We start from the raw sequence: 23,583 nt of genomic DNA, 5'->3' as shown, positions 1-23,583 counted from the left end.
TTTCCCTTTCAATTCAAAACATTACAGGCGGTGAAGAAAAATGAAAACAGACAGCACACCATGGTGGAAAAAGGCAGCGGTATATCAAATTTATCCGAAGAGCTTTAATGATACGACGGGAAACGGGATCGGTGATCTGAACGGTATTATCGAGAAGCTTGATTATTTGCAGAAGCTTTTGATTGATGTCATTTGGCTTACGCCGATTTACGATTCGCCGCAGAATGACAACGGTTATGACATTCGCGATTATTGCACCATTTATGAAGAATACGGAACGATGGAGGATTTTGAACGCCTTCTCGATGAAGCGCACAAAAGAGGAATCAAGGTCGTCATGGATCTTGTCGTAAACCATACATCAGTCGAGCATCGGTGGTTCAAAGAAGCGGTCTCGTCACCCGACAGTCCGTATCGGGATTTTTACATTTGGAAAGACGGAAAGGAAGACGGCCGGGCGCCGAACAACTGGGAATCAAAATTCGGCGGTTCCGCTTGGGAGCTCGACCCGGCGTCAGGCCAGCACTATCTGCATTTATTTGATGTGTCGCAGGCCGATTTGAACTGGGAAAATGAAGAGATGAGAAAACAGGTTTACGACATGATGCATTTTTGGTTCCAAAAAGGGATCGACGGCTTCCGGCTGGATGTGATCAACCTCATTTCTAAAGACCAATCGTTTCCTGATGCCGAGGATGGGCGTGACGGGCGCCCTTATTATACGGACGGGCCGCGCGTGCACGAATTTCTCCATGAGATGAACCGGGAAGTGTTTTCGAAATATGACAGCATGACGGTCGGGGAAATGTCCTCGACAACGGCGGATCACTGCATCCGGTACACAAACCCTGAGAATAAAGAACTCGATATGACCTTTAACTTTCATCATTTAAAAGTGGATTATCCGAATGGTGAAAAATGGGCGCTCGCTCCGTTTGATTTTCTGAAGCTGAAACGGATTTTAGCGTTTTGGCAGACGGAGATGCAAAAAGGCGGAGGCTGGAATGCATTATTCTGGTGCAACCATGACCAGCCGCGGGCCGTATCCAGATACGGAGACGACGGCGTATACCGGACGAAATCAGCCAAAATGCTGGCGTCGGCCATTCATATGATGCAGGGCACGCCTTACATTTATCAAGGTGAGGAGATCGGCATGGGCAATCCGAAATTCGATGACATCGGCTCATACCGCGATGTCGAATCATTGAACATTTACAAAAAGATGAAGGAAGAAGGCGTGCCCGAAAATGACATTATCGCCATTTTAAAAGAGAAATCAAGAGACAATGCAAGAACCCCCATTCAGTGGAACAGCGGGCCGCACGGCGGTTTCACGACGGGAACGCCTTGGATTCCGGCGGCGGATGATTATCGGGACATTAACGCGGAAGCGGCTTTGCGGGACCCGGATTCAATTTTCTACCATTATCAGAAGCTCATCAAGCTCAGAAAGGAATATGACATCGTGACTGAAGGAACGTTTGAGCTGCTTGCTGAAGACGATCCGGCGGTTCTGGCGTACGTCAGACACGGCAAGGATGAAAAACTGCTGTGCATCAACAACTTCTACGGGAAAGAAGCGGACTTTACGGTTCCGCTTAAAGACACGGACGGCTGGCGGTTTACGGTGCTGCTGACGAATGATGAACCGAGGGAAGGGCGGCCGGAACGATTGACGCTCCGTCCGTATGAATCGATCGTTTATCATCTGACAAAAGCGTGATACACTAATCTGGGTGGTCAAATGAAAGTGAATAAATACATCACAATCTATAAAGATATGGTGCGGCAGATCGAAAGCGGCCAGCGGAAGGCTGAAGACGTTCTTCCGTCTGAAAATGATTTGTGCGATCAATACGGCACATCACGAGAAACCGTCCGCAAAGCGCTCAATATGCTGGCGCAAAACGGCTACATCCAGAAAATCAAAGGCAAAGGCTCCGTCATATTAGATAGAGAAAAAATGCGTTTTCCCGTCTCAGGCCTGATCAGCTTCAAAGAGCTTTCGGAAACGCTCGGAAAAGAGACGAGAACGGCGGTTCACCGTCTCGGGCTGATCCCGCCTCCCTCAGAAGCCGCAAAAGAGCTTGGTACAGAAGCGGATGAAAAGGTGTGGGAAGTCGTCAGATCAAGACGGATTGACGGAGAACATATTATTTTGGACAAGGATTACTTTGTGAAAAAACACGTGCCTCTATTGACGAAGGCGATTTGTGAAGATTCGATCTATGAGTATCTCGAAGGAGAGCTCGGCTTGTCCATCAGCTACGCGCAAAAGGAAATTGTCGTGGAGCCGGCGGGGGAAGAGGACCGGAAGTATTTGGATCTCGGCGGATTCAGCCATATGGCGGTCGTGAAAAACCGCGTCTTTTTGGAGGATACCAGCCTCTTTCAGTACACGGAAAGCCGGCACAGGCTCGATAAATTCCGTTTCGTCGACTTTGCGAGAAGGGAAAAATAAAAACGGACTGCCGCGGCAGCCCGTTTTTTTTGTCAGTATCAAAATGAATACTATCCAACAAAAATGTGCGTACTGGTACTTTCAAAAATAATGGCTACAATAGTACATAACGATTGAAAAGGAGAGATCATGAATGTCAGATAAAAAACAGCAGATCATCGAAGCGTATCAATTCAGACACGCCACAAAGGAATTTGATCCTGAGAAAAAAATTTCAGAAAGCGATTTTGAATTCATTTTAGAAACGGGAAGGTTATCCCCAAGCTCACTCGGTTTGGAGCCTTGGAAATTTGTCGTCGTTCAAAATCCGGAGCTTCGTGAAAAACTCCGCGAGTTCACATGGGGCGCGCAAAAGCAGCTGCCGACCGCAAGTCATTTCGTACTTCTGCTTGCCCGGACGGCAAAGGATATCCGTTTTGACGCCGACTATGTCAAAAATCACTTGCGGGAAGTCAAAAAAATGCCGGAAGATATGTATGAAGGCTATATCAGCAAAACGGAAGACTTCCAGAAAAATGATTTCAATCTGCTTGAATCAGATCGCGCGCTGTTTGACTGGGCATCCAAACAGACTTACATCGCCCTCGGCAATATGATGACAGCCGCTGCGCAGATCGGAATCGACTCCTGCCCTGTAGAAGGCTTCAACTACAAAGAAATTCACCGGATTCTTGAAGAAGAAGGGCTTCTGGAAAACGGAAGTTTCGACATCTCTGTTATGGCCGCATTCGGCTACCGTGTCAGAGAACCGCGCCCGAAAACAAGATCTGCCTCAAAAGACGTAGTAAACTGGGTATAAGATAAAAAAAGCTGCCGGGCGTGTCCCGGCAGCTTTTAACGTTTATTTGGTTTTGCTAAAAAACAGGCGGTGATCCAGGATGTAACGGGAATGATGATGCCGATCCCGATTCCGGCACAAAGAATGGTGACGGCTTCCGCACTGAATACTTTTGAGTTCACAATTTTTTCAGCTGAGTATGATAAGTCTTTAAACCAGATAATTAAAGCCAAATAGCTGCCGAAAAAAGCAAAGAATAACGTATTCGTATTCGTTCCTAAAATATCTCTCCCGATGCTTAATCCGAATGTGTACAGATCTTTTCTGCTCATGGACGGATTATGACTGTAAATTTCCCGCATGGGTGAAGTAATGGAAATCGCGACATCGGTAATCGCCCCTATCGTGCCCATGATGATCATGGCTGCGGTAACCTTCACAAAATCCACCCCGACAAACAGTGTGAATATGCCGATATCACCCAATTCTTCTTCACCGAATCCCTGAATCGAGGTATGTTTTGTTACAGACATAATAAAAAACAGCAGCAGTACAATCGTCAGCATTGCAGAAATAAAGGCGGTTACGGTTTTGACGTTTCCTCCATTAATATAAAAAAGAGTAATGCTGCAAATCACGGCGGAAGAGAGCAATGTTAAAACAATCGGATTGATATGCGGGTCTGTCATGAAAATAATGGTGAGAAAGAGAACACCGAAATTTAAGAATAACGCAATAAAAGACCTCGCTCCTTTTTTTCCGCCGATGATGACCATTAATAGAAATAAAATCGCCGCGAGAATTACGATGACATTCATGAGCTTGCCTTCTTTCGTTTAATAAAAAAGATAGAAGCATACAGACTGGCGGGTATGGCTAATACGATTCCGATCCCTCCGGCCAATGCTCTGGCTATTTCCAAGGAAATGTTCATGGAAAGAGTGAATCCTATCGGGGAATCATTTTTCAAATACAACAGCATCATCGGAATAGAGCCGCTTATATAAGCAAAAAACAGAATGTTGGTCATCGCCCCCATGATGTCTTTTCCGATCTCCATCCCGGAACGTCTGAGAGCTTGTAATGAGATACCCTTGTTTTCTTCATATAATCCGAAGACAGATGACGTCATGGTAATGGCTACATCCATGACCGCTCCCAGTGATCCGATAAATACCCCGGCCATGAACACCGTGTGATAAGGACGGGTTAAATACTGCATTTCCTCATATCTGAGACCTTTCTCTCCAGTTGCCAGCATCACCAGATACGTAATCAGCAGGGAAACGAAAGTGCCTGCGAGCGTCGCGGCAATGGCGGCGTATGTTTTCGCGTGAAAACCGCTGACAAGCAGCAAAGAGATGACAGTAAAGATGAGAATACAGATACCGCAGATGAAAATTAACCCTATATTAGGATGCTTCCTGTACAAATCTAATGCAAACGACAGTAAAACGGCGTTAAACATCAGGCTGACGATCGAAAAGAAGCCTTGTTTTTTACCGACGATAAGCAAGGTGAAGATGAAAACCCAAGCGATCAGCAAGAGCTGTTTATCCCGTTTTTTATCTATAATGCTTCCCGATATATCTTTGTTTGATGGTTTCCCTTTATCAATAGAAACGAATACTTCATCGCCAATCTTATATTTCTGATCGTTCGCTCCGGATGATGAATACTGATTGGACAAATGAATGAGCTGTCCTTTCTGACTGCCGTTTTCAAGTCTGGCAGTGATCGTCTGATTGAAAATCTTATCTTTGTTTTTATGCATGTCCTGTACGTCAGACTGGTGTTCCAATGTTGTTTTCGTCACTTTGGCAATCGGCCGCTCATAAAAAGAAGCATTGTGAGTGACGAAAATGAGCGAGCTGATAAAACAGAGCGCTGTTATCACGTAAAACAGCTTTTTCTTGTAAGACATGCGGTTTTGTTTGTTTCCTGTTATATTCAAAAAAAGTCCTCCAAACAGGCGGCGCCGTGTGAAAGAGAGGCCCTGCCGTGAAGTGTTAAACGATGCGGATGCAGTCTTTCGCGAATAACGTTCATATTTTATCACTCGGCCGTACGGCTGTCGACTCAGAGGGGGACCGAGAGAAAAAGCTCCCCTGAAATCAGATCAGGAGAGCTCTTGGGATGAACCGCCCGATAAAAGCGGTCTTTTTATGCTTCGTTCACTTTTTTTGCTTTTCTTCTTTGATGCAGATACAGTGCGGTTCCGAGCGCGCTGATGAGTAACCCGGCAAGAAGGATGGAATACATCGTCGTGGCCGTATCAGGAAGCAGGCCGCCCGGCGATACTCCGTCCTGCGCAGGCCCGGATGACGGTTTTTGTCCGCTTGGCTGCTTTCCGGAGCCGTGATCTCCGCTTGTCGGCGGCGCGCTCTTCGTGTTTGCGTTTAATATGGTGTATTCACTGAAATGATTTGTATAGCCCGTGACGAGATCGTGTGAAACCGAACCGTTGTCTGTTTTTGTATAGACGTTCTTTTTCCGGTCTACATGGTAAATGCCCGGCTGTTTCGCCTTTTTCGTATTCTCAATGCGCAGGGTGAGCTTTACCGGCGCTTTGAATGTTTTGGTGTCTTTGTTTTTCTGCTTCATTGTAAAGTCGTAAACATTTGAAAGCGCCCCGCTTACTTTTCCTTTCGGCGTCACGCCGAATCGTGTATCAGCTGAAGCAGCGTTTGCCATCGGCATTTTCATGCTGAACTTGTCATGCAGGATCGTAAGGGAAGAATCCGATGTTCTGTCCTTTAACAGGCCGATTTGTTTTTTTGTCACACTGAGATCAATCGGCTTTTTGGCGCCGTCATTCTTATCGTAATACACGATCGGCGTATTGGCGTTTTTGGCATAGACGGCAAATGCGCTGTCATCTTCAAGCGTCCACGAGCCGTTTTTTTGTTTCGTCGGCAGGTACACTTCCTGCGCGCGGCCGTCAACTTTCGGTTCCACCGCTTTTCCCGCTTTTTCAAGCTGCTCGGTGAAGACCTCATAGTCGACAAAGCCAAGGTCTTCTTTATGGGACGCTTCGTTAAAGACGGAATATCCGTCTCCGCCTTCACCGACAAAGTTACTGGTGGCGACTCTGTATGTCTTCTTATCAGAAATCGGCTTTACGCTGCCGTCATCCTGTACGGCCGCAGCTTGAAGAACGCGGTGTCCCGGCTTTTTATTCAGTGTAAACGTGTATGTTAAACCGGCAACTTGAGGGAAGGCGCCGCCTTGAGCCTCAATTCCGCTTAATCCTTGTTCCAAGGCTTGTTTGATCTGTTTTCCGGTTAAATCCGCGACGTAAAGCGTGTTGCCGAACGGCATCACATTCAGCACATCGCCGAGTGTGATGTCTCCTTTATCAATGCCCGCTCGGATGCCGCCCCCGTTTGTGATCGCGATTTGGGCGCCGGCCGCTTCCTTCGCTTTTTGCAGCATGCCGTCTGCGATGAAGTTTCCGAGATTGGTTTCTTTGGAGCGGACATGCTCGCGCTGGCCGTCAAGTGCGACCTTCGTTGAACCGACTTTTTCATTTTTGACTGAGACGAGCTCTTTTTTAAACGGATCAAGCTCTTTTTTCAGATCCGGGTCTTCTTTCGTCTGCTCGTTCACCGGCAGCGCCTGAAGAGAGGATTGTTCCGGCAGGACGACGCCGTTTTTGTCAAATGCGACATCGACACGGCCTAAATATTCGCCGTATTCTTTTGCCTGGGCGACGATGGTCGGCTCTTCGTTTTTGACAATTTCCATTTTATCTACAAGCGTATGCGTATGTCCGCCGACGATCAAGTCGATGCCTTTTACCTTTTTGGCGAGATCGAGATCACGCTGATGCCCGATATGGGTCAGGGCGATAATTTTATTGACATGTTCCTTATTCTGTATTTCTTTTACCGTATCTTGTGCGGATTGGAAGGCATCATGAAAGACAATGCTTTTTCCCGGGCTTGATGTGACGGACGTATCTTCTGTCGTTAAGCCGAATACGGCGACTTTTTCTCCGTTTACATCAAGCAGAATGTATGGATAGATGCCTGCTTTTTTCTTTTTCCCTGCCGTAAAAGTATCTGCTTTTTTCATGAATGGTCTGAGTTTTGACTCTTTGGACACATCGACATTTGAGCTGACGAGCGGAAAGTCAGGCGCTTGAAAATTGTATTTTCCGGACGGATCAGCCGCGCTCCCGTTACCGCTCAGGAAGCTGGCGAGAGCACCCGGACCTTTATCAAACTCATGATTTCCGAAGGTCATTGCGTCGTAGCCCATGCTGTTCATCAATTTTAAATCAGCCAGCCCCTGCCACTTTGTGAAATAGAGATCACCTGAGAAAACGTCTCCCGCATCCAGTAAAATGCTGCGGTCGGTTTCGCTTCTGATTTCTTTGATTTTCGTCATCCGCCTCGCCGCGTTATCAAGGTGGGCGTGCGTGTCGTTTGTATGCATAACGGTGAGTTTCCATGCGTCATCTTTCGGCGGATCTGTGCCCGGTTCATCATCTTTGAATTGGAGCTTGTACTGTCCGTAGCCCGCGTTTTGTGATTCACCGATATAGGCGACGTCATCTGCGCGGTCGGCAAACGGCTTTGCAGCCAAGGAAGATTCAAATGTCAGGTTTGTCCCTTTGACCGGAAGGATGGACCAGTTATGATCAGCCTGCGGATTAATCGTTTTCTGCTGGATGATGTAATCCATTAAGACCTGCCTGTTCTCATCGGCAGAAGAGTATACGATTTTATCATTGCTTAAGTGAGGGAATCCTCCGCCGCCTGAAGCGCGGTAATTATTTGTGACGATCAGAAATTCCTGCTTGGCGCTGACGGGCTTTCCTTGATAAGAAAGGTTGACGATCCGGCTTGCATCGGGATGAATGACTGTTCCGTTTTCGTTGTATTTCGCCGGTTTTGTGACATCGACCTGATAGGTGACACCGTCAATGACATCAAAATTGTATGAGCGGTAGGCGTCATTTAAAAGCGCTTGGCTGCCGCCTTTTGCCTGATCGATCTGATTAAATTGCCCCGCGGACATTTCGAGCCAGTCTTTCACTTCGCTTCCGTTCAGCTTGACGATCTGAACCGTGTTGTCATACAGGTACAAATCGCCGATATTTTTGATGGCGAGGTCGCCAGCGGAAATGTTTGTATAGTAATTTGAGCCGTTCCGCCCGCCGGCTTTAAACGGAGCGCCCGCCGAGAGGATAGGCAGATCTTTGTATTCCGTATCCTTCATCTTATTTTCGGCGTACCATTTTTGCGCATCCGTTACGATTTGAATGGACGGATCATCTTTGACTTGGGCGAAGAAACTGTTGATATCGGCTTTTGTCTGGCCGACGGGTTCTCTGATGTATTTCAAAGTGCCTTCGTGCGCTTTTTTGACGGTATTGACGACGGTTTCGTTTTCCGACGTCACATTGCCGGCAATCGGCTCGATGCTGCCTTTTGCATCTTCCACATGCCACACGCTGTCTGTTTTTTCAAGCCGGAGGTCGATGACGCCGGCATATTTGCCCCAGCTGCTTGACATGACAACGGGGATGCCGTTAATCGTGCCTTTATCGACGTCGAATTGATCAGCGCCTTTGTATTCGGCATCAGGGAAAAGCCCGTGCTGATGGCCGGATACGATCGCGTCAATTCCGCCGACTTTCGTTGCCAGGTCAAAAACGGCGTTTTCCGCTCCGGAAGACTGCGCTTTTTTTTCGATGCCGCTGTGGGCGAGGGCGATGACGATATCGGCTCCTTCAGCTTTCATTTTCGGAACGGTTTTCTTTGCGGATTCCACAATGTCTTCGACCTGAACGCGGCCTTCGAGATTTTTCTTATCCCACGTCATGATTTGGGGAGGAACAAAGCCGATGTAGCCGACTTTTATCTGATGCTTGCCGCCGTTTTCATCCGTGACGGTTTTGTCTTTTATGACATAAGGCGTATAACGGTTTTCGCCGCTTAATGTTTTCACATTGGCGTTAACGATCGGATAATCAGCGCCTTTGATTGTCCCGTCCAGAAATTCAAGCCCATAATTAAATTCATGATTGCCGAGTGTTCCTGCGTCATAATGCAGACTGTTCATCACTTCAATGATCGGATGGGTCTTTGCGCCTGAAATGATATCATTTTTCTCATATTTTACGGCGTATTCTCCGAGGGGATTCCCCTGAATCAGGTCTCCGTTATCGACAAGCAGCGTATTCGGGTTTTCGCGCCTGTGCTTCTCAATAAGCTGAGCCGTTCTGGCCAGCCCGAATTCCGTTGTCGGTTTGTCGCTGTAGTAATCGTAGTCCATCATGTTAGCGTGAACGTCAGTTGTGGCTAAAATGCTGAGATTCACACTGGAGGATTTGTTTTCTTCTGCTTTAATGGGTGATGTTGGGAGGATTAGACTAAGTATCATAACTAGGGGCAGCAGAATACGGAGTGTCATATTGACGCTGCATCGTCTTTTCTGTATTCTCACCTGTTCTCCACCTTTCAACAAATTTTGTCATGCAGTACCATTGTAAGAATATTTTGTGAAAGTTCATATAGATTTCACGATGATTCTTGTAAAAAGATGAAAAATGAGGATAATGACCTATGTAAAACGGATGAGCGGCAAACGCGTTACCTATGTTTGATGTTAGTGTGGCTGGGGTACATGGATTTATGTAGACTTCATCAAGCAGGAGGTAGTAACTATGGGTAAAAAAATTGCAGTTGTATTAACGGATTATTTTGAGGATGTCGAGTATACTGAACCTGCGAAAGCTTTTAAAGATGCGGGTCATGAATTAACCGTAATTGAACAGGAAAAAGGAAAAACAGTCAAAGGCAAACAAGGGGAAGCGGAAGTGAAAGTGGACGCATCCATCGATGATGTGAATCCGAAAGACTTTGACGCATTGCTGATCCCGGGCGGATTCTCTCCTGACATGCTGCGTGCGGATGACCGTTTCGTCCAATTTGCCAAAGCGTTCATGGATGATAAAAAACCGGTGTTCGCCATCTGCCACGGACCTCAGCTTCTCATCAACGCGAAAGCATTGGACGGGCGCAAAGCGACAGGGTTTACTTCAATCCGAATCGACATGGAAAACGCGGGCGCGAATGTTGTGGATGAAGAAGTCGTCGTTTGCCAGAACCAGCTGGTTACAAGCCGCACACCGGATGACATTCCGGCATTCAACCGCGAATCATTAAAACTGCTTGCGTAATATAAAAGCGGAGCGCCGTATCAGGCGTTCCGCTTTTTTTGTGAAGATTCCCGGATGACCAGCTCAGGCGCCAGAATAATGCGTTGTTTTTTGTGCTGGGAACTGGTGATTTTATGATGCAGCAATTGAGCCGCTTCTTTTCCCGACTGCCGCGGAAAGGAAGAAACGGTTGTAAGCGGGGGATAAGAAATTTCAGCTTCCGGCACGTTATCAAAGCCGATAATGTCAATATCTTCGCCCGGAACGAGCCCGGCTTTTCTGATCCCTTGCATGACGCCGAACGCGACCAAATCACTGAAGCAGAAAATCGCGGTCGGGCGCTCAGACCGGCGGAGGAGCTCCGTCACGGCTTCACAGCCTGCTTCGCGGGTCGGCGCGCTGTCAATGACATATTCATTTTTCACTTCCAGATCCGCTTCACGGAGCGCTTTTTTAAACCCTTTCATACGCTTCGTCCATGTTGATGAGTGCTTCACGCCGCCCAGAAACGCAATCTCCTGATGGCCTTTCTCAATGAAATGACGCACTGCCTTATAGGTGCCTTCCTCATAATCAGCTCCGACAAAATCACAATCTGCATCGGCAATCTCCCTGACGGCGAGCACGACCGGAATGTCAAGCTGCTCGAGGCGGGAAAGGGTTTCCTCAGCTGTACCTGAAACCGGACACAAAATCAATCCGCCGATCCTGTGCTCCAGCATGGTCGAGATCAGCTGCTCCTGCTTGGCGACGGAATCAAATGTCGTGCCTAACAGCACCGTTAATCCGACTTCCTCAAGCGTATTCTGAACGCCGATCAGAAACTCTGAGAAAAACGTATTGGAAATGTCAGTAATAATCAATCCTACCGTTGTGGACGTCTGTGATCGTAAATTCGCGGCGACCCGATCATATACGTACCCCAGCTCCCGCATGGATTGCAGCACTTTCTCACGGGTCGCTTCGGAAATTCGCGGATTGTTGCGGACGATTAATGAAGCGGTGGATGTTGAGACGCCGGCATGCTCAGCGACCTGCTGCAATGTCACCCGGCGTTTTTTTTGCTGTTTCATACGTCGCATTCCTCACTTGGTTTTTATTCGTTACATCCATTATAAGCGTTTTGGCGCATGAGAAGAAAGAGAGAGGGGAGAAAATGACAAAGCGCCGGAAGACGGATTGTCCTTCGGCGCTTCTATTACAATAGGTTATTCAAACATTTGCTCTTTAATATACTGAACCGGCATTTCACGGCCTGTCCAATATTCAAACGCCATGGCGCCCTGCCAAAGCATCATGCCGAGGCCGTTAATGGTGTTGCAGCCGGCCGCTTGAGCTTGTTCAAGCAATTTCGACGTAACGGGGTTGTAAACGACGTCTGTCACAATCAAATCAGGACGGAGCATGGATGTATCTTCAATGACGCTCAAGCCTTCAAGCGGTTTCATGCCGACACCTGTTCCGTTTGTGAAAATATCGCTTGAAGCGATTTCAGCACGCAGCGCATCTTGATCTTCGAGCGGGAAGACTTTCGCTTTACAAGAAGATCCCTTCATTTCTTCATTGATGATGCGGACGTTTTCTTCCGCTTTTTCGAAAAACGCGTCATTACGGGCGAAAATAGAGATTTCTCCGAGGCCTTCCAATGCGGATTGAATCGCTATCGGAGTGGCGGCCCCGCCGGAACCGACCAGCGTCATTTTTTTGCCTGTGATATCGATGCCGTGTTCTTTTAAGTTGCGGACGTATCCCATACCGTCAGTGGAGTGTCCGATCAGTCTGCCGTTTTCATTAACGACTGTATTCACCGCGCCGGTGAATTTCGCTGAATCCGCGAGTTCATCGAGGTAAGGGAGAATGTTCATCTTGTTCGGCATCGAGACATTGAAGCCTCTGACGTTTAAGGCGCGCATTCCCGTTACCACATCTTCCAGCTGTTCATTGCCGACTTCAAACGCGAGGTAAGCGTAGTTCAATCCTAATTTTTTAAACGCCAGGTTGTGCATCGCCGGAGATAAAGAGTGTCCGATCGGTGTCGCGAATAATCCGATAAGCTGAGTTTTTCCGTTAATCCGTCCTAAATCTTTCTTCATGATGTATTCCTCCGTTAGTCCATTCATTTGTTTTTCATCCCGCTTTGAGGGCAGAAAAACGCTGATTACATATGTTTATTTAAAATGCTGAGTACGCTGCGCAATTCTTCAACGGGAATCTGTCCGGGCGCTGATGCTTCTTTGCCCGCTCCGAACGTGCACGCTGAGCCGAAGACTTCGCCGGCCAGGCGGCTGATCAGGCCTGTCCCCGCCATTGACATCGTGATGATCGGCCGGTCTGCGTATTGTGTTTTCATCGTGTGAGTGGCATCCAATAAGACGAAAACATCTTCAGTGCTTTGCGGCATCACCGCGATTTTCGGAATGTGCGCGCCGTACGCCTGCATGTTCCGCAGCCGGGAAATGATTTCTTCTTTTTTCGGTGTCTGATGAAAATCATGATTGGACATGACGACATATACGCCGTTATCTTCAGCGGTTTTCACAATTGATTTGACTTCCGCTTCTCCCGTAAACAACTCAACGTCTGCAAGGTCAATATGTTTTGTTTCGATGGCGGTTTTAAGCAATTCAATGTAAAAGCGGTCATCAATAACTTTATTTCCGCCTTCTTTATGGGTTCTGAATGTGAAAAGCAGCGGTGTTGCGCCTGCGGCTTTCCGCAGCTTTTCAAGCATGCCTTTTACGGCGTCCAGGCTGTCAACATGCTCGTACACATCCGCCCGCCACTCAATGATATCCGGGCGAAGCCTGTTGACGGCTTCCGTTTCTTCGAGCAGTTCTTTCTCTCCGGCCGCCATCAGCGGCACAATGATCTTCGGAAGCCCTTCGCCGATGACCGTGTTTCTGATCGTGATAGATTGCATGATAAATCCTCTCCCTTAAAAAATAGTCAGGCTTTCATCACTTGCTTAAAGCGGATTCCGATAAACAATGCGAGAAGGGCGCTGACGGCCGCAATTCCGATATCAAGCAGAAAAACAGGCGTCAGGCCGGCCGCTTTGGATATCGCTCCCGTTACAAGCGGAATGACAATAAAAGATAAGCTTGATGCTATATTAACAAAAGATGTGATCGTACCTTTATTTTTAGGGAATAAAACAGCCATAACCGTCATCGCCAATTGCAGAATGCCCGCAGTTGAAAGTCCGATGACAAAGGAGCTGATGACTGATACGGCCGGCTGATGAATGAAAATCAGAGCAAGCAGCGCGATTGCCGCGATCACAGGGTACAGCACCATTACCGTAATCGGCTGAATCACTCTGTTTAACAGCACAGCCAGCAATAATACGGATACAAGCGCCCCGATGCTGTAATAGCTCAACAATTTGACGGCCTGCACCTCAGGCATGCCCAAAACGGTTTGCCCGAACTTAGGAAGCCATACTTGAACGAGCATAAACAGCGCCGTAGATGAAAAGCCTAACAGAATGATCGCAAGGCCTTCGCGCCATATCGACGGCTGTGATGTGAACGCGTCATCAGACGGGGAGGCTTCCGTCCGGCCGCCGTCTTCTTTTTGCTTATGATTCGGAAACGGAACTTTTAACAGGAAAAAGCCGTTCAGGAAGAAAATAATGCCCGGTACGAAAAACGTCCAGCCGTAAAACAAATGCCTGTCCGCAATAAACGCGATAAAAAACGGAAGCACCGTCGCGCCGATGGATACAAACGCTTTGATTAACACGGTTGCAGAGCTTGCGTTTTTCGGAAATCCTTCAATAAGCGCCGGATATGTCCCGGAATCCAAAAAGGAATTGGCGATCCCGGCGAAAATGGCGAAGATAAACGCGGCCGTGTAGTTTGTCGAAAGCGGAATTCCGATTAGGAAAATCAGATACAGAAAGGCGCCCGACACGATAAACGGCCGTCTCCCGAATGTATCCGAAAGCTTCCCGGCAAACAGAAGCGAAATCAGCTTCCCGATCCCGATGGCGGAGACCAAATAGCTGACCCCGGCTGCGGATGTATGAAGCTGTTTTGATAATGCCTCCATATTGGATGCGATAATAATATTGATCATGCCCAGCAGGAAATAGTTAATATAAAGACCCGCTGCCATTTTGGTGTATATGTTTTTCATGATGACATCCCCTAATGCGGTTAATAAAGAATTAAATTATTTTTTAAATTGATAAAAGAACAGCACCATTCCCCTTTATTGAACCACTGCCTTTCTTTGAAAACTGTTTGATAAAACGGTTGCAAAACAAACTTGAATAACGCTGAGATCACAACGAGTATATCGTTCTACTAAATAAAAAAAGATAAGCGGCCCGCTCATTTAGTATATCGTTCTACCAAGTTCACAGTTACTATACTCCTTCTTTTTATATGTGTCAAACCGATGAACTTTTTTTACTTTTTTAAATCAAAAAAAGACCTGCCGTTTTTCGGCAGGTCTGACATGGGTTTATTTTCTGAGAGAGGCGAGCTCCTCGGCAATGGCCTGCATTTCACTCGGGCTGAATGATGCTTTTTTCATGACCATTTGATGAAGGTATGTAAGATCTTCTATTTTTTCATCACTGAAATCTTCCGCTCTGATGACGCCGACATTGAGCATGTTGAGCTTTTGCGAAATGTCTTCAATCATTTTGTTTAACGTTTCTGTTTGTTGGCTCGGCAAATTCATGCATCCTTTCATGACCGTTTTCGTACCCTTTATTCTAACAGAATTCATTTAGAATAAAAGCTTATTTCCACAGCCGCAGAAAAGTTGCTAAGATGATGATAAGGTTTTTGATCCTCAGAATGCGGGGAAAGAATAGGGAGGTTATCGATATGATACATGTTCTGTTTGTCTGTCTGGGAAATATTTGCCGGTCGCCTATGGCAGAGGCGGTATTTTCTGATATGGTGAAGAAAAACGGGCTGAACGGGCAGATTAACATTGATTCAGCGGGAATCGGCGCCTGGCATGCGGGAAATCCGCCGCATGAAGGGACAAAGGAGATCCTGAAGAAGAAAGGGATCAGCGCAAGCGGCATCACGGCGAGGCAGGTGCGTGAGTCTGACCTGACCGATTTTGATTACGTCATTGCGATGGATGCAGAAAATATCGGTCATCTTCGCAGCATGGCCGGTTATAAAAAAGCGGCGCCGCGTATTGCAAGGCTGCTTGATTATGTACCGGAGTCGGACCTTGCGGACGTGCCCGATCCGTATTATACCGGGAATTTCAGCGAGGTGTACGCTTTGGTCGAATCCGGGTGCCGTCATTTGCTGGAGACAATAAAGAAAGACCATCATTTATAAGGGGGATTGACCGATGAAGCAGACACGCATCATGGCAAAAGCGATTCTGATCGGCGCTGCCGCCGGCGGAGCACTGTCCTTATTACATAAGCCGACGAGAGAGGCATGTTTCCGGAACATGGACGCGTGCAGGCGGCGTGCGGCATTTTACCGGAAACATCCTGAAGCCCTGAAGCAGCAGGCTTCCGCAAAAATGGATCAAGTGAAAATCTTCGCCAATACCGTATCGGAAGATCTGAGTTTTTTAAACGGGCAGATCACCAAGCTGAAGCAGACGACGCCGCAGGTCATTGACCTGTTAAAAGAAACGAAGGAGCATTTTTCGAAAAACGATCATTGAGGTGGGATGTCATGAGTTTTATAAAGGAGCTGTTTGCAAGGTTTTCTCTGCATGAAGGACAAAGTAAATCGGCGGAGCTGGCGTATTTTTTCCTGCTGTCATTGTTTCCGTTGATGATTTTCATGCTGACGCTCACCGCCTATCTTCCCATATCGGCAGAAGACGTGCTCGGGGCGGTCGATCAATACGCGCCCGACAGCGCCATGTCCATGGTGAAATCCATTACGGAGCAAACGCTGAACAAGCGCAGCGGCGGGCTTTTGTCATTCGGGATTATAGCCGTCATCTGGTCGGCTTCGAATGGTATGAACGCGATTGTCAGAGCATTTAACCATGCCTACGAAGTCGAGGAAAACCGCTCATTTATCATCATTCGCCTGACCTCAATTTTTTTAACCATCGCGATGGTGGTTACGATTTTAATCGCATTGCTTCTGCCGGTGTTCGGCAGAGAAATCGGAATGCTGGCCGCAGATTTCATCGGCGCCTCCGGCCTGTTTTTGCAGGTGTGGTCGGTTGTCCGCTGGGGTATCAGTCCGCTTATCCTGTTAATCGTGTTTACCGCGCTTTACATTTTCGCGCCGAATAAAAGGCTTTCCCTCCGTTTTGTGCTGCCGGGAGCCGTATTCGCGGCAGCCGGCTGGATTATCGTCAGTATGCTGTTCTCATTTTACGTCGGCACCTTTGCCAACTACAGCGCCACATACGGGAGCATCGGGGGAATTATCGTCCTTATGATCTGGTTTTATCTTACGGGAACACTGCTGATTTTAGGAGGAGAAATCAACGCGCTTTTACATAAACGTAAAAAGCTTCCTGATGAAAATCCGTACCGCGGGAGCAAGCTATAGAGGAACGGATGACGTTCAAGCTGAAAAACGGAGGGGAATCGATTATGACCAAGCATACGAAAAAAGGCGGAAGCCATAATAAACAAAACTCCAAAAACGGCCCGAAGAATAAAACAAGCGGAAGCGCTAACGGGCAGAACGGATACCACTAGAAAGAAGCCGCCTGACTCAGATCAGGCGGCTTTTTTATGAGGCCGGAAAAGAATGGGATTCGGATGCGGGACTGTGCTTTGTTTTCCCGAAGACGAGCGCAAGCCAAATACAGACCAGAATCACCGTAATAAAGTAAAACAAGTTGGCGCTTTCAAACCGCTGCATATACCAGCCGCCCGCCACCGGGCCGATCATGCTGCCGAGGCTGAAGGAAATGCCGCAGAGCAGATTGCCCGCCGGCAGCAGATGGGACGGCAGCAGGTCGCTCATATAGCTGATGCCGAGGGAAAACATACTGCCGACCGCCATTCCCGCCGTGAAAAAGCAGCAGCCGATGACAGAAGGCGACGAAAACAGTCCGGCCGTCAAAAAGCAAAGGGCACCCGTTAATAAGATGACGAGCAGGACACGTTTTCTCCCGAATCGATCGCTTAATAAACCGAGAGGGAACTGGAATACAATACTTCCGATAGCAAAAGCGGGCAATATCAGCGCGACGGCATCAACGGATATGCCTAAACGCAGGGCGTACACGGGAAAGCTTCCGTTCAGCGCCGTTTCTAAAAAACCGTACCCGAAAGCCGGGAGAAAAGCGACCCAGCCGAAAAGAAGAGCGCGGTAAAACCGTTTTGCGCTGTTGTCCCCGGATGTTTCATCCGGACCTTGCGCCGGGTACTCGTTACGTAAGGCAAACACAAACAGCCAGGCGGCAAGACTGATACAGCCTGATACGATAAACGGAAGGGACGGACTTGTTTTCACAAGAGGGACCATGAACGGGCCGACAGCGAATCCAAGCCCGAAGGACAGTCCGTACAGCGAAATGTTTCTTCCTCTGTTTCGGGGCGTTGACTTTGACGTCACCCACGTTTGGGTTGAAAAATGCAGCATATGATCCCCGATTCCGATAAGCAGCCGCAGAAAAAACCATAACCATATGGATTGAAGCCAAATAAAACTGAATAAGCTGATGATAACAAGAAATCCGCCCATGACCATCAGAGGTTTGAATCCGAGCTTGCGCAGCGGGGCCTCCATAAACGGCGACGCCAGAAGCACACCGATATAAAGGCCGGTTGCGTGAAGTCCGTTTATAGCGGCTGATTCTCCGTTCGTTTCAAAAATGACGGAGATCACCGGCAGAAGCATGCCTTGGGAAAATCCGGAGATGGAAACAAGCAGAACCAAAATAAAGAAGTACAGTCGTGACATCGCGTATTTTCTCCTTCTTCAGTATCTTTCTTGATCGTACACGGATTTGCTGCGTCCGGCAACCTGAAAATGCCAATTCGGGCTGCCGCGGAAGTGTAATTGAGGGAGTTTTTGAGAAGGATATAAAAAGACTCATTCGAAAAAAGGAGCCAGGCAGATATGAATCGGATTTTTTTCTTTACGGCTGCGGCGGGAGTGCCGCTTTCAGTCATCGGCGGCCTGATGCACTGGCCGTCAGCGGTTTTGTTTATTATTTATTGCTTGACGATTATTGCGCTTGCAAGTTATATGGGGAGAGCGACCGAATCTCTTGCCATTATCGCGGGACCGCGGATCGGCGGTCTGCTGAATGCCACGTTCGGCAATGCGGTAGAGCTGATTATATCGCTTTTTGCCTTAAAAGAAGGGCTGACGGGCATCGTGCTTGCTTCACTGACCGGTTCGGTGCTCGGCAATCTTCTGCTCGTCGCGGGACTGTCGTTTTTTATCGGCGGTTTGAAATACAAGCGGCAGGAATTCAATATTCATGATGCCCGTCATAATTCTGGCCTGCTGATTTTTGCCATTATCGTAGCTTTTGTCATTCCCGAAGTGTTTTCCATGGATATGGGGGAAAAAAACAAGCTTGATTTGAGTGTCGGCATCAGCATCATCATGATCCTTTTGTACGTGGCAGCTCTTTATTTCAAGCTCGTCACCCACCGCGGTGTTTATCAGCCGAATCAGCCGGAGGCAAAGGAAGAAGAGGAGCAGCCTGAGTGGTCGGGGAAAAGAGCGACAGCCGTCTTATTTATTTCAACAATTATCGTCGCCTACATATCTGAAAACCTTGTCCATACGTTTCATGCGGTGGCTGAACAGTTCGGCTGGAGCGAGCTGTTTATCGGAGTGATTATCGTCGCAATCGTCGGAAATGCCGCAGAGCATGCGTCGGCGATTATTATGGCGTACAAAGACAAAATGGATGTCGCCGTTGAAATCGCGGTAGGCTCGACTTTGCAGATCGCCATGTTTGTGGCTCCGGTTCTTGTGATCTGTTCCATCTTTTTTCCGGTCAATATGCCGCTTGTATTCACATTGCCCGAGCTTGTCGCGATGATATCATCCGTCCTTTTGATGACGATGATTTCAAATGACGGTGATTCGAACTGGTTTGAGGGGGCTACGCTCCTTGCCGCCTATGTCATCATGGCGATCGGTTTTTTCCTGCTTTAACCTGTAAAAAATGCGGATAACAACGATTGCGGAGGAAAAGACTAAAGGAAAATGCTATAGAAAGAGTGATATGATGAGAAAGCTGTTTCATGCCACACTGATTCTGCTGTTATCCTTTAGTTTTTTCGCAACGCCGTCTGCCGGTGCAAAAAAAACGTTTAAAGTTCCCAACTCTGTCGTAAGCATTTCAAAGGAAAATACGTATCCGAATGCCTCACAGGATCAGCCGATGCTTCAGCCGAGCAAACTGGCGAAGGAATTGTTAGATACATCCGAGATCAACATCGAAAATCCGCATCTGATTAAAATGCTGAATGAATCCTCGGTTTCCGGTTCACCGCTTGCCATCGGATACCGGGCGACAATATTTCTCGGGAAATGGGCGCTCGGCTATCAATCAAACGAAACGGTCGCCAACTGGGAATATAAAAAAATCAACACAAACAGAGCGGATAACCGGGGCGGACAGCAAACCGCGGTTATCTCATACGCCCAAGAACAGCAATACAAAATCAAAGGCGGGCTCACAGCGAAGGTGCCGAACGCAGAAGACGTAAAAAGCATGATGATGCAAAAGGCGATGAAGAAAACAAAACTGCCGCTCGCGTTTGAAACGGTTATCGGCGCAGGCACAAAACGGGATCAAACCTACAAAATTTCTCCGCAGCGGCTCGGCTACCTGCACGCCTACGCACCGGCCGTTAATGAAAAAGGAAAAGTAACATACGGTGAAGTGTATTTGGTGCTGAAAGGCAGCAAGCGGAAACTTGTCGTCAAAAATGTGACTTCGCAAGGAATCGGGGCTTGGATTCCGGTGCAGGATCATGTCACATTCGGTTTTCAAACGACAGCGCAGCCGAGATAAATAAAAAAAGCTGATTCCGGTTCGGGAATCAGCTTTTTTGTGTGTGATACATTTCCTCAAGCAATTGAACATTGTTGTTGTACAGCTCCCGGGCAAGAACGCGTCTCACCGCAAGGCTCGCCGAGAAGTATTCTGTGTCTTGAACCATGCCTTTGACGGTAAATTCAATGCCTCTGGTTAATTTGTTCAGACTCATAATTCCATGCACTTGAAACGGCTCAGTCGCATTGAGAAATTCATCCCGTTTCAATGAATCGCGAAGCTCATCATTGAGCATGTCGCAGGCTTTTTCTAAGACGGCATATACCCGCTCGGGATCTTCCTTGTAACTGATCACGACGGACTCGGTGATCCGCATATAATCAATGTTATAGTTTTGAAGCTGTCTGACCTCACCGTTAGATATGGTAAGCAGCTTGCCGGTCCACTCACGGATCTGGAGGGAACGGAGTCCGATTTCTTCCACTGTGCCGTTGAACAGATTGTTAATCGTCACGTAATCGCCTTTATGCAGTTGGCGTTCATATATTAAAAAGATACCGGCCAAAATGTCCTTGATTAACGACTGGGCGCCGAAACCGATAACGATACCGGCAACGCCCGCCCCGGCTAAAATTCGGCCGAAATCATGAACAAATAAAGAAATGACGTAAAAGATAAAACCGATCGTCGCCGTATACTGGGTGATGGACCGGACGAGGCTCTCAATCGTCTTCCCTTTCCGTTCCTCTAAGAAATCTGTGCGTTTAAATAACACCTGGACAAAGCGGTTGATCAGATATACACCGGCGTAAAGCACGAGAGCGACGATGATGATCTCAACCACTTTGCTTTTCAAAATGTCCGTAATTGTCGTTTCCATCTTCTGTTAACCTCTGGCTTTTCGTAATGAAAAATCCGTGTCCTGATAATAACTGTTTTTGACAAGGACGTTCGGGCCGAGGCACCGGACGTTTGTGCAGCGGCAGTTCAGCTCTTTGCTCAGCTTCGTCTGTCTCCACTTGTCATATGCTTCAGGAAGGCTGTCTGTTTTAATATTGCCGAGCGGCGGTGTATCGCCGAAATCCGTGACAATGATATTTCCGTCAAAAATGTTGACATTCAGGCGGGAGCGGCCGTCAGGGTCGTTTCGCACCGTAACGTTTTTCGCTTCCCGCAGGCGGCGGAGGAGCTTCTGGTCTTCTTCATCAGGGCTGCATGCGTAAAACGGGAGCGTACCGAACAGCATCCATGTCTCTTCATCTCGAATGTCGAGCAGATGATGGATGGCCTGTCTCATGTCTTTCAGGCTGAGTGATTCAAGCGCGCTGGCGAAATCACTCGGATACATCGGATGGACTTCGTGCCGCTGGCATTTCATTTCTTCGGTAATCTGCCGGTGAATATGTTCGATATGCGGCAGTGTCCGTTTGTTGAGCATCGTTTCCGCTGAAACCATTACACCTGCTTCGACCAGCGTGCGGCTGTTTTCAATCATTTTGTCAAAATAGCGCGCCCGCTGTTCAAATGTCGGTTTCTTCTCCATCATCGCAAATCCGATGTCGGCAAAGTCCTCGACCGTTCCCCAGTTGTGAGAAATGTGAAGAACGTCCAAATAGGGAATAATCCGTTCGTAGCGCCCGATATCAAGCGTCAGGTTTGAATTGATCTGTGTGCGCACGCCGCGTTCATGCGCATATTTTAAAAGCGGGACGACGTATTCCTTTACCGATTTCAGCGAAAGCATCGGTTCGCCGCCCGTAATGCTGATAGAGCGTAACAGAGGAATTTCATCAAGCCGCTTTAATAAAAGGTCGATCGGCAGCGCATTCGGGTCTTTCGGCTGGAGCGTGTACCCGACGGCGCAGTGCTCGCATCGCATATTGCACAAAGTCGTCGTTGTGAATTCAACGTTCGTCAGTTTCATATCTCCATACTGGTCGACATCCATGTACGCTTCCCAAGGATCGTACTCCGGTGTGATCGGACGCAGTGTTGTCTTTTGTGTCATGACTATCTAACTCCTTTATAAATGGGCATACTAACGTCTGCCAACTGTTAATTTTAGACCTGATCTGCCAAGATCGCAAGTAGCGGAACCATTGAAAAACGGCAAAAAATACGCTACCATTATAAAAAATGAATGGAGTGGAAGTATGGGGAATGCAGTAAACAGCAAAGATCAGCAGCTCGATTACTTAAAGAACAGACTCGATATGTTTATGAATGTCATTGATTCATTAGACCCTGAATCAACGGACGTTGAAGATATAGACCGGCTCATCGGCATGCTTGATGATCTGGAAGCAAAATACGAACGCTTTAAAAAGGATTGGGAATAAACCCCGGCGGATGCCGGGGTTTTTCTTTTTCCATAATGCGGCTGTATAAAAGGGCAGGGCCTACTGCAAAATAAGGAAAAATGCAGAAGGAGTGCTGGTCATGAAATGGTTTTGTTCAATTTGCTGCATGGCCGTTTTACTTGCGGGAGGCATCAACAGCGCAGAGGCCGTGCCGAATGAACGGATAAACTGGGGCTTTAAACGCAGCGTCAATCATCAGCCGCCGGATGCCGGCAGACAGCTGGACAATCTGGTCAAAAAATATGATGCCTTTTATTTGGGCAATACGAAAGAAAAGACCATCTATTTAACGTTTGATAACGGATATGAAAATGGGTACACCCCGAAAGTGCTTGATGTGTTAAAAAAACATCACGTCACGGGCACTTTTTTTGTCACGGGTCATTTTGTGAAAGAGCAGCCTGATTTGATTAAACGGATGTCAAAGGAAGGCCATATCATCGGCAATCATTCTTTTCATCATCCTGATCTGACGACAAAAACGGGCGATCAGATTCAAGACGAACTCGATTCCGTCACGGAAGCTGTGTACAACATTACCGGAAAGCGGGACAATCTGTATCTCCGTCCGCCGCGCGGCGTGTTCAGCGAATATGTCCTCAAAGAAACGAAGCGCCTCGGCTACCAAACCGTTTTCTGGTCCGTCGCATTTGTCGACTGGAAGGTTAACGAGCAAAAAGGGAAACAATACGCCTATGATCACATGATAAAGCAGGCGCATCCCGGCGCGATCTACCTTCTTCACACCGTTTCAAAGGACAATTCAGAAGCTCTGGACGATGCCATTACCGATTTGAAAAAAGAAGGCTACACGTTTAAAAGCATTGATGACCTGATGTTTGAGAAAGAAATGAAGCTGCCGTCTTTGTAACGGGAA

At 47.6% G+C, this 23,583-nt stretch carries 23 protein-coding genes; 12 read left to right on the top strand and 11 right to left on the bottom strand.

Features of this window, described 5'->3' with window-relative positions; all coding sequences use genetic code 11:
* Window positions 1–40 precede the first annotated feature (40 nt).
* The 3 genes from treC to K3G25_RS18810 all read left to right on the top strand — a co-directional run bounded on the left by treC (window position 41) and on the right by K3G25_RS18810 (window position 3,263).
* Complete coding sequence (gene treC / locus K3G25_RS18820) at window positions 41–1,726, top strand: alpha,alpha-phosphotrehalase (protein WP_215797372.1); 1,686 nt, start codon at window positions 41–43, stop codon at window positions 1,724–1,726.
* Window positions 1,727–1,747: 21 nt separating this feature from the next.
* Window positions 1,748–2,464, top strand: a complete 717-nt coding sequence (gene treR, locus K3G25_RS18815) for a trehalose operon repressor (RefSeq protein WP_232489468.1) — start codon at window positions 1,748–1,750, stop codon at window positions 2,462–2,464.
* Between the two features lie 133 nt (window positions 2,465–2,597).
* Window positions 2,598–3,263, top strand: a complete 666-nt coding sequence (locus tag K3G25_RS18810; RefSeq protein WP_014417189.1) for an NAD(P)H-dependent oxidoreductase — start codon at window positions 2,598–2,600, stop codon at window positions 3,261–3,263.
* A gap of 35 nt (window positions 3,264–3,298) precedes the next feature.
* Here K3G25_RS18810 and K3G25_RS18805 read toward each other — a convergent pair whose 3' ends face one another.
* From K3G25_RS18805 to K3G25_RS18795, 3 genes are all read right to left on the bottom strand, one after another.
* On the bottom strand, window positions 3,299–4,060 hold the full coding sequence (locus tag K3G25_RS18805; RefSeq protein ID WP_007408500.1) for a YibE/F family protein: 762 nt from the start codon (window positions 4,058–4,060) through the stop codon (window positions 3,299–3,301).
* A complete protein-coding gene (locus tag K3G25_RS18800; RefSeq protein WP_182072436.1) occupies window positions 4,057–5,196 on the bottom strand; it encodes a YibE/F family protein in 1,140 nt (379 codons plus the stop codon). Before K3G25_RS18800 ends, K3G25_RS18805 begins: the two co-directional genes overlap by 4 nt.
* Window positions 5,197–5,405: 209 nt before the next feature.
* Window positions 5,406–9,698, bottom strand: a complete 4,293-nt coding sequence (locus K3G25_RS18795; protein WP_232489467.1) for a multifunctional 2',3'-cyclic-nucleotide 2'-phosphodiesterase/3'-nucleotidase/5'-nucleotidase — start codon at window positions 9,696–9,698, stop codon at window positions 5,406–5,408.
* Window positions 9,699–9,918: 220 nt separating this feature from the next.
* Here K3G25_RS18795 and K3G25_RS18790 point away from each other — a divergent pair, with 220 nt between their 5' ends.
* Window positions 9,919–10,434 (top strand): type 1 glutamine amidotransferase domain-containing protein, encoded by a 516-nt coding sequence (locus K3G25_RS18790; RefSeq protein ID WP_003155578.1) that lies wholly within the window; start codon window positions 9,919–9,921, stop codon window positions 10,432–10,434.
* 20 nt (window positions 10,435–10,454) lie between these two features.
* On the opposite strand, the gene K3G25_RS18785 is transcribed toward K3G25_RS18790, so the two are convergent.
* The 5 genes from K3G25_RS18785 to K3G25_RS18765 all read right to left on the bottom strand — a co-directional run bounded on the left by K3G25_RS18785 (window position 10,455) and on the right by K3G25_RS18765 (window position 15,099).
* The gene (locus K3G25_RS18785; protein WP_014417193.1) at window positions 10,455–11,486 is read right to left on the bottom strand and encodes a LacI family DNA-binding transcriptional regulator; all 1,032 of its coding nucleotides are present in this window, start codon (window positions 11,484–11,486) and stop codon (window positions 10,455–10,457) included.
* A 135-nt stretch (window positions 11,487–11,621) separates the two neighbouring features.
* Entirely contained in the window at window positions 11,622–12,506 is an 885-nt protein-coding gene (locus tag K3G25_RS18780; RefSeq protein ID WP_007408504.1) for a shikimate dehydrogenase, read from the bottom strand.
* 65 nt (window positions 12,507–12,571) lie between these two features.
* Entirely contained in the window at window positions 12,572–13,333 is a 762-nt protein-coding gene (gene aroD / locus K3G25_RS18775; RefSeq protein WP_053285223.1) for a type I 3-dehydroquinate dehydratase, read from the bottom strand.
* A 26-nt stretch (window positions 13,334–13,359) separates the two neighbouring features.
* Window positions 13,360–14,553, bottom strand: a complete 1,194-nt coding sequence (locus K3G25_RS18770; RefSeq protein ID WP_007408506.1) for an MFS transporter — start codon at window positions 14,551–14,553, stop codon at window positions 13,360–13,362.
* A 330-nt stretch (window positions 14,554–14,883) separates the two neighbouring features.
* Complete coding sequence (locus K3G25_RS18765) at window positions 14,884–15,099, bottom strand: DUF1128 domain-containing protein (protein ID WP_003155571.1); 216 nt, start codon at window positions 15,097–15,099, stop codon at window positions 14,884–14,886.
* A gap of 155 nt (window positions 15,100–15,254) precedes the next feature.
* Here K3G25_RS18765 and K3G25_RS18760 point away from each other — a divergent pair, with 155 nt between their 5' ends.
* From K3G25_RS18760 to K3G25_RS18745, 4 genes are read left to right on the top strand one after another with little or no spacing between them, the layout of a single operon-like run.
* Window positions 15,255–15,728 (top strand): low molecular weight protein-tyrosine-phosphatase, encoded by a 474-nt coding sequence (locus K3G25_RS18760; protein ID WP_012117078.1) that lies wholly within the window; start codon window positions 15,255–15,257, stop codon window positions 15,726–15,728.
* Window positions 15,729–15,741: 13 nt separating this feature from the next.
* Window positions 15,742–16,068: a hypothetical protein gene (locus K3G25_RS18755; RefSeq protein ID WP_021493870.1), complete on the top strand. Its 327-nt coding sequence runs from the start codon at window positions 15,742–15,744 to the stop codon at window positions 16,066–16,068.
* Window positions 16,069–16,079: 11 nt separating this feature from the next.
* A complete protein-coding gene (locus K3G25_RS18750; protein WP_007408509.1) occupies window positions 16,080–16,919 on the top strand; it encodes a YihY family inner membrane protein in 840 nt (279 codons plus the stop codon).
* 8 nt (window positions 16,920–16,927) lie between these two features.
* The gene (locus K3G25_RS18745; protein ID WP_017419116.1) at window positions 16,928–17,071 is read left to right on the top strand and encodes a hypothetical protein; all 144 of its coding nucleotides are present in this window, start codon (window positions 16,928–16,930) and stop codon (window positions 17,069–17,071) included.
* Between the two features lie 34 nt (window positions 17,072–17,105).
* Here K3G25_RS18745 and K3G25_RS18740 read toward each other — a convergent pair whose 3' ends face one another.
* Window positions 17,106–18,284, bottom strand: coding sequence for an MFS transporter (locus tag K3G25_RS18740; RefSeq protein ID WP_232489466.1), 1,179 nt, complete (start codon window positions 18,282–18,284; stop codon window positions 17,106–17,108).
* A gap of 159 nt (window positions 18,285–18,443) precedes the next feature.
* Here K3G25_RS18740 and cax point away from each other — a divergent pair, with 159 nt between their 5' ends.
* Entirely contained in the window at window positions 18,444–19,499 is a 1,056-nt protein-coding gene (gene cax, locus K3G25_RS18735) for a calcium/proton exchanger (RefSeq protein WP_007408511.1), read from the top strand.
* Window positions 19,500–19,569: 70 nt separating this feature from the next.
* Window positions 19,570–20,364, top strand: coding sequence for a YfkD famly protein (locus K3G25_RS18730; RefSeq protein ID WP_232489465.1), 795 nt, complete (start codon window positions 19,570–19,572; stop codon window positions 20,362–20,364).
* A 28-nt stretch (window positions 20,365–20,392) separates the two neighbouring features.
* Here the strand turns inward: K3G25_RS18730 and K3G25_RS18725 are convergent, their stop codons facing one another.
* Together K3G25_RS18725 and yfkAB are read right to left on the bottom strand one after the other, a co-directional pair.
* Entirely contained in the window at window positions 20,393–21,226 is an 834-nt protein-coding gene (locus K3G25_RS18725) for a mechanosensitive ion channel family protein (protein WP_072177605.1), read from the bottom strand.
* A 6-nt stretch (window positions 21,227–21,232) separates the two neighbouring features.
* On the bottom strand, window positions 21,233–22,354 hold the full coding sequence (gene yfkAB, locus K3G25_RS18720) for a radical SAM/CxCxxxxC motif protein YfkAB (RefSeq protein ID WP_094247157.1): 1,122 nt from the start codon (window positions 22,352–22,354) through the stop codon (window positions 21,233–21,235).
* A 145-nt stretch (window positions 22,355–22,499) separates the two neighbouring features.
* On the opposite strand from yfkAB, the gene K3G25_RS18715 reads away from it, so the two are divergent.
* Together K3G25_RS18715 and pdaA are read left to right on the top strand one after the other, a co-directional pair.
* Window positions 22,500–22,685 carry an SE1561 family protein gene (locus K3G25_RS18715; RefSeq protein ID WP_003155558.1) on the top strand — a complete coding sequence of 62 codons (186 nt, stop codon included), beginning with the start codon at window positions 22,500–22,502 and terminating at the stop codon, window positions 22,683–22,685.
* Between the two features lie 100 nt (window positions 22,686–22,785).
* Window positions 22,786–23,577, top strand: a complete 792-nt coding sequence (gene pdaA / locus K3G25_RS18710; protein WP_014417202.1) for a delta-lactam-biosynthetic de-N-acetylase — start codon at window positions 22,786–22,788, stop codon at window positions 23,575–23,577.
* Window positions 23,578–23,583: the final 6 nt, after the last annotated feature.

The organism is Bacillus sp. FCW2, from assembly GCF_021228595.1.
Lineage (GTDB): Bacteria > Bacillota > Bacilli > Bacillales > Bacillaceae > Bacillus > Bacillus velezensis.
Note: the sequence above shows the minus strand (reverse complement) of the source record. Positions and strands in the feature narration are given on the sequence as shown.

Bases quoted from the DNA above. Each gene is read 5' to 3' on its own strand.
- K3G25_RS18740 (WP_232489466.1), bottom strand. From the start codon at position 18,284: ATGTCACGACTGTACTTCTTTATTTTGGTTCTGCTTGTTTCCATCTCC.
- K3G25_RS18780 (WP_007408504.1), bottom strand. From the start codon at position 12,506: ATGAAGAAAGATTTAGGACGGATTAACGGAAAAACTCAGCTTATCGGA.
- K3G25_RS18755 (WP_021493870.1), top strand. From the start codon at position 15,742: ATGAAGCAGACACGCATCATGGCAAAAGCGATTCTGATCGGCGCTGCC.
- K3G25_RS18745 (WP_017419116.1), top strand. From the start codon at position 16,928: ATGACGTTCAAGCTGAAAAACGGAGGGGAATCGATTATGACCAAGCAT.
- K3G25_RS18790 (WP_003155578.1), top strand. From the start codon at position 9,919: ATGGGTAAAAAAATTGCAGTTGTATTAACGGATTATTTTGAGGATGTC.
- K3G25_RS18770 (WP_007408506.1), bottom strand. From the start codon at position 14,553: ATGAAAAACATATACACCAAAATGGCAGCGGGTCTTTATATTAACTAT.
- K3G25_RS18725 (WP_072177605.1), bottom strand. From the start codon at position 21,226: ATGGAAACGACAATTACGGACATTTTGAAAAGCAAAGTGGTTGAGATC.
- K3G25_RS18750 (WP_007408509.1), top strand. From the start codon at position 16,080: ATGAGTTTTATAAAGGAGCTGTTTGCAAGGTTTTCTCTGCATGAAGGA.
- pdaA (WP_014417202.1), top strand. From the start codon at position 22,786: ATGAAATGGTTTTGTTCAATTTGCTGCATGGCCGTTTTACTTGCGGGA.
- K3G25_RS18760 (WP_012117078.1), top strand. From the start codon at position 15,255: ATGATACATGTTCTGTTTGTCTGTCTGGGAAATATTTGCCGGTCGCCT.
- K3G25_RS18805 (WP_007408500.1), bottom strand. From the start codon at position 4,060: ATGAATGTCATCGTAATTCTCGCGGCGATTTTATTTCTATTAATGGTC.
- K3G25_RS18810 (WP_014417189.1), top strand. From the start codon at position 2,598: ATGTCAGATAAAAAACAGCAGATCATCGAAGCGTATCAATTCAGACAC.
- yfkAB (WP_094247157.1), bottom strand. From the start codon at position 22,354: ATGACACAAAAGACAACACTGCGTCCGATCACACCGGAGTACGATCCT.
- K3G25_RS18715 (WP_003155558.1), top strand. From the start codon at position 22,500: ATGGGGAATGCAGTAAACAGCAAAGATCAGCAGCTCGATTACTTAAAG.
- aroD (WP_053285223.1), bottom strand. From the start codon at position 13,333: ATGCAATCTATCACGATCAGAAACACGGTCATCGGCGAAGGGCTTCCG.
- K3G25_RS18785 (WP_014417193.1), bottom strand. From the start codon at position 11,486: ATGAAACAGCAAAAAAAACGCCGGGTGACATTGCAGCAGGTCGCTGAG.
- K3G25_RS18730 (WP_232489465.1), top strand. From the start codon at position 19,570: ATGATGAGAAAGCTGTTTCATGCCACACTGATTCTGCTGTTATCCTTT.
- cax (WP_007408511.1), top strand. From the start codon at position 18,444: ATGAATCGGATTTTTTTCTTTACGGCTGCGGCGGGAGTGCCGCTTTCA.
- treC (WP_215797372.1), top strand. From the start codon at position 41: ATGAAAACAGACAGCACACCATGGTGGAAAAAGGCAGCGGTATATCAA.
- treR (WP_232489468.1), top strand. From the start codon at position 1,748: ATGAAAGTGAATAAATACATCACAATCTATAAAGATATGGTGCGGCAG.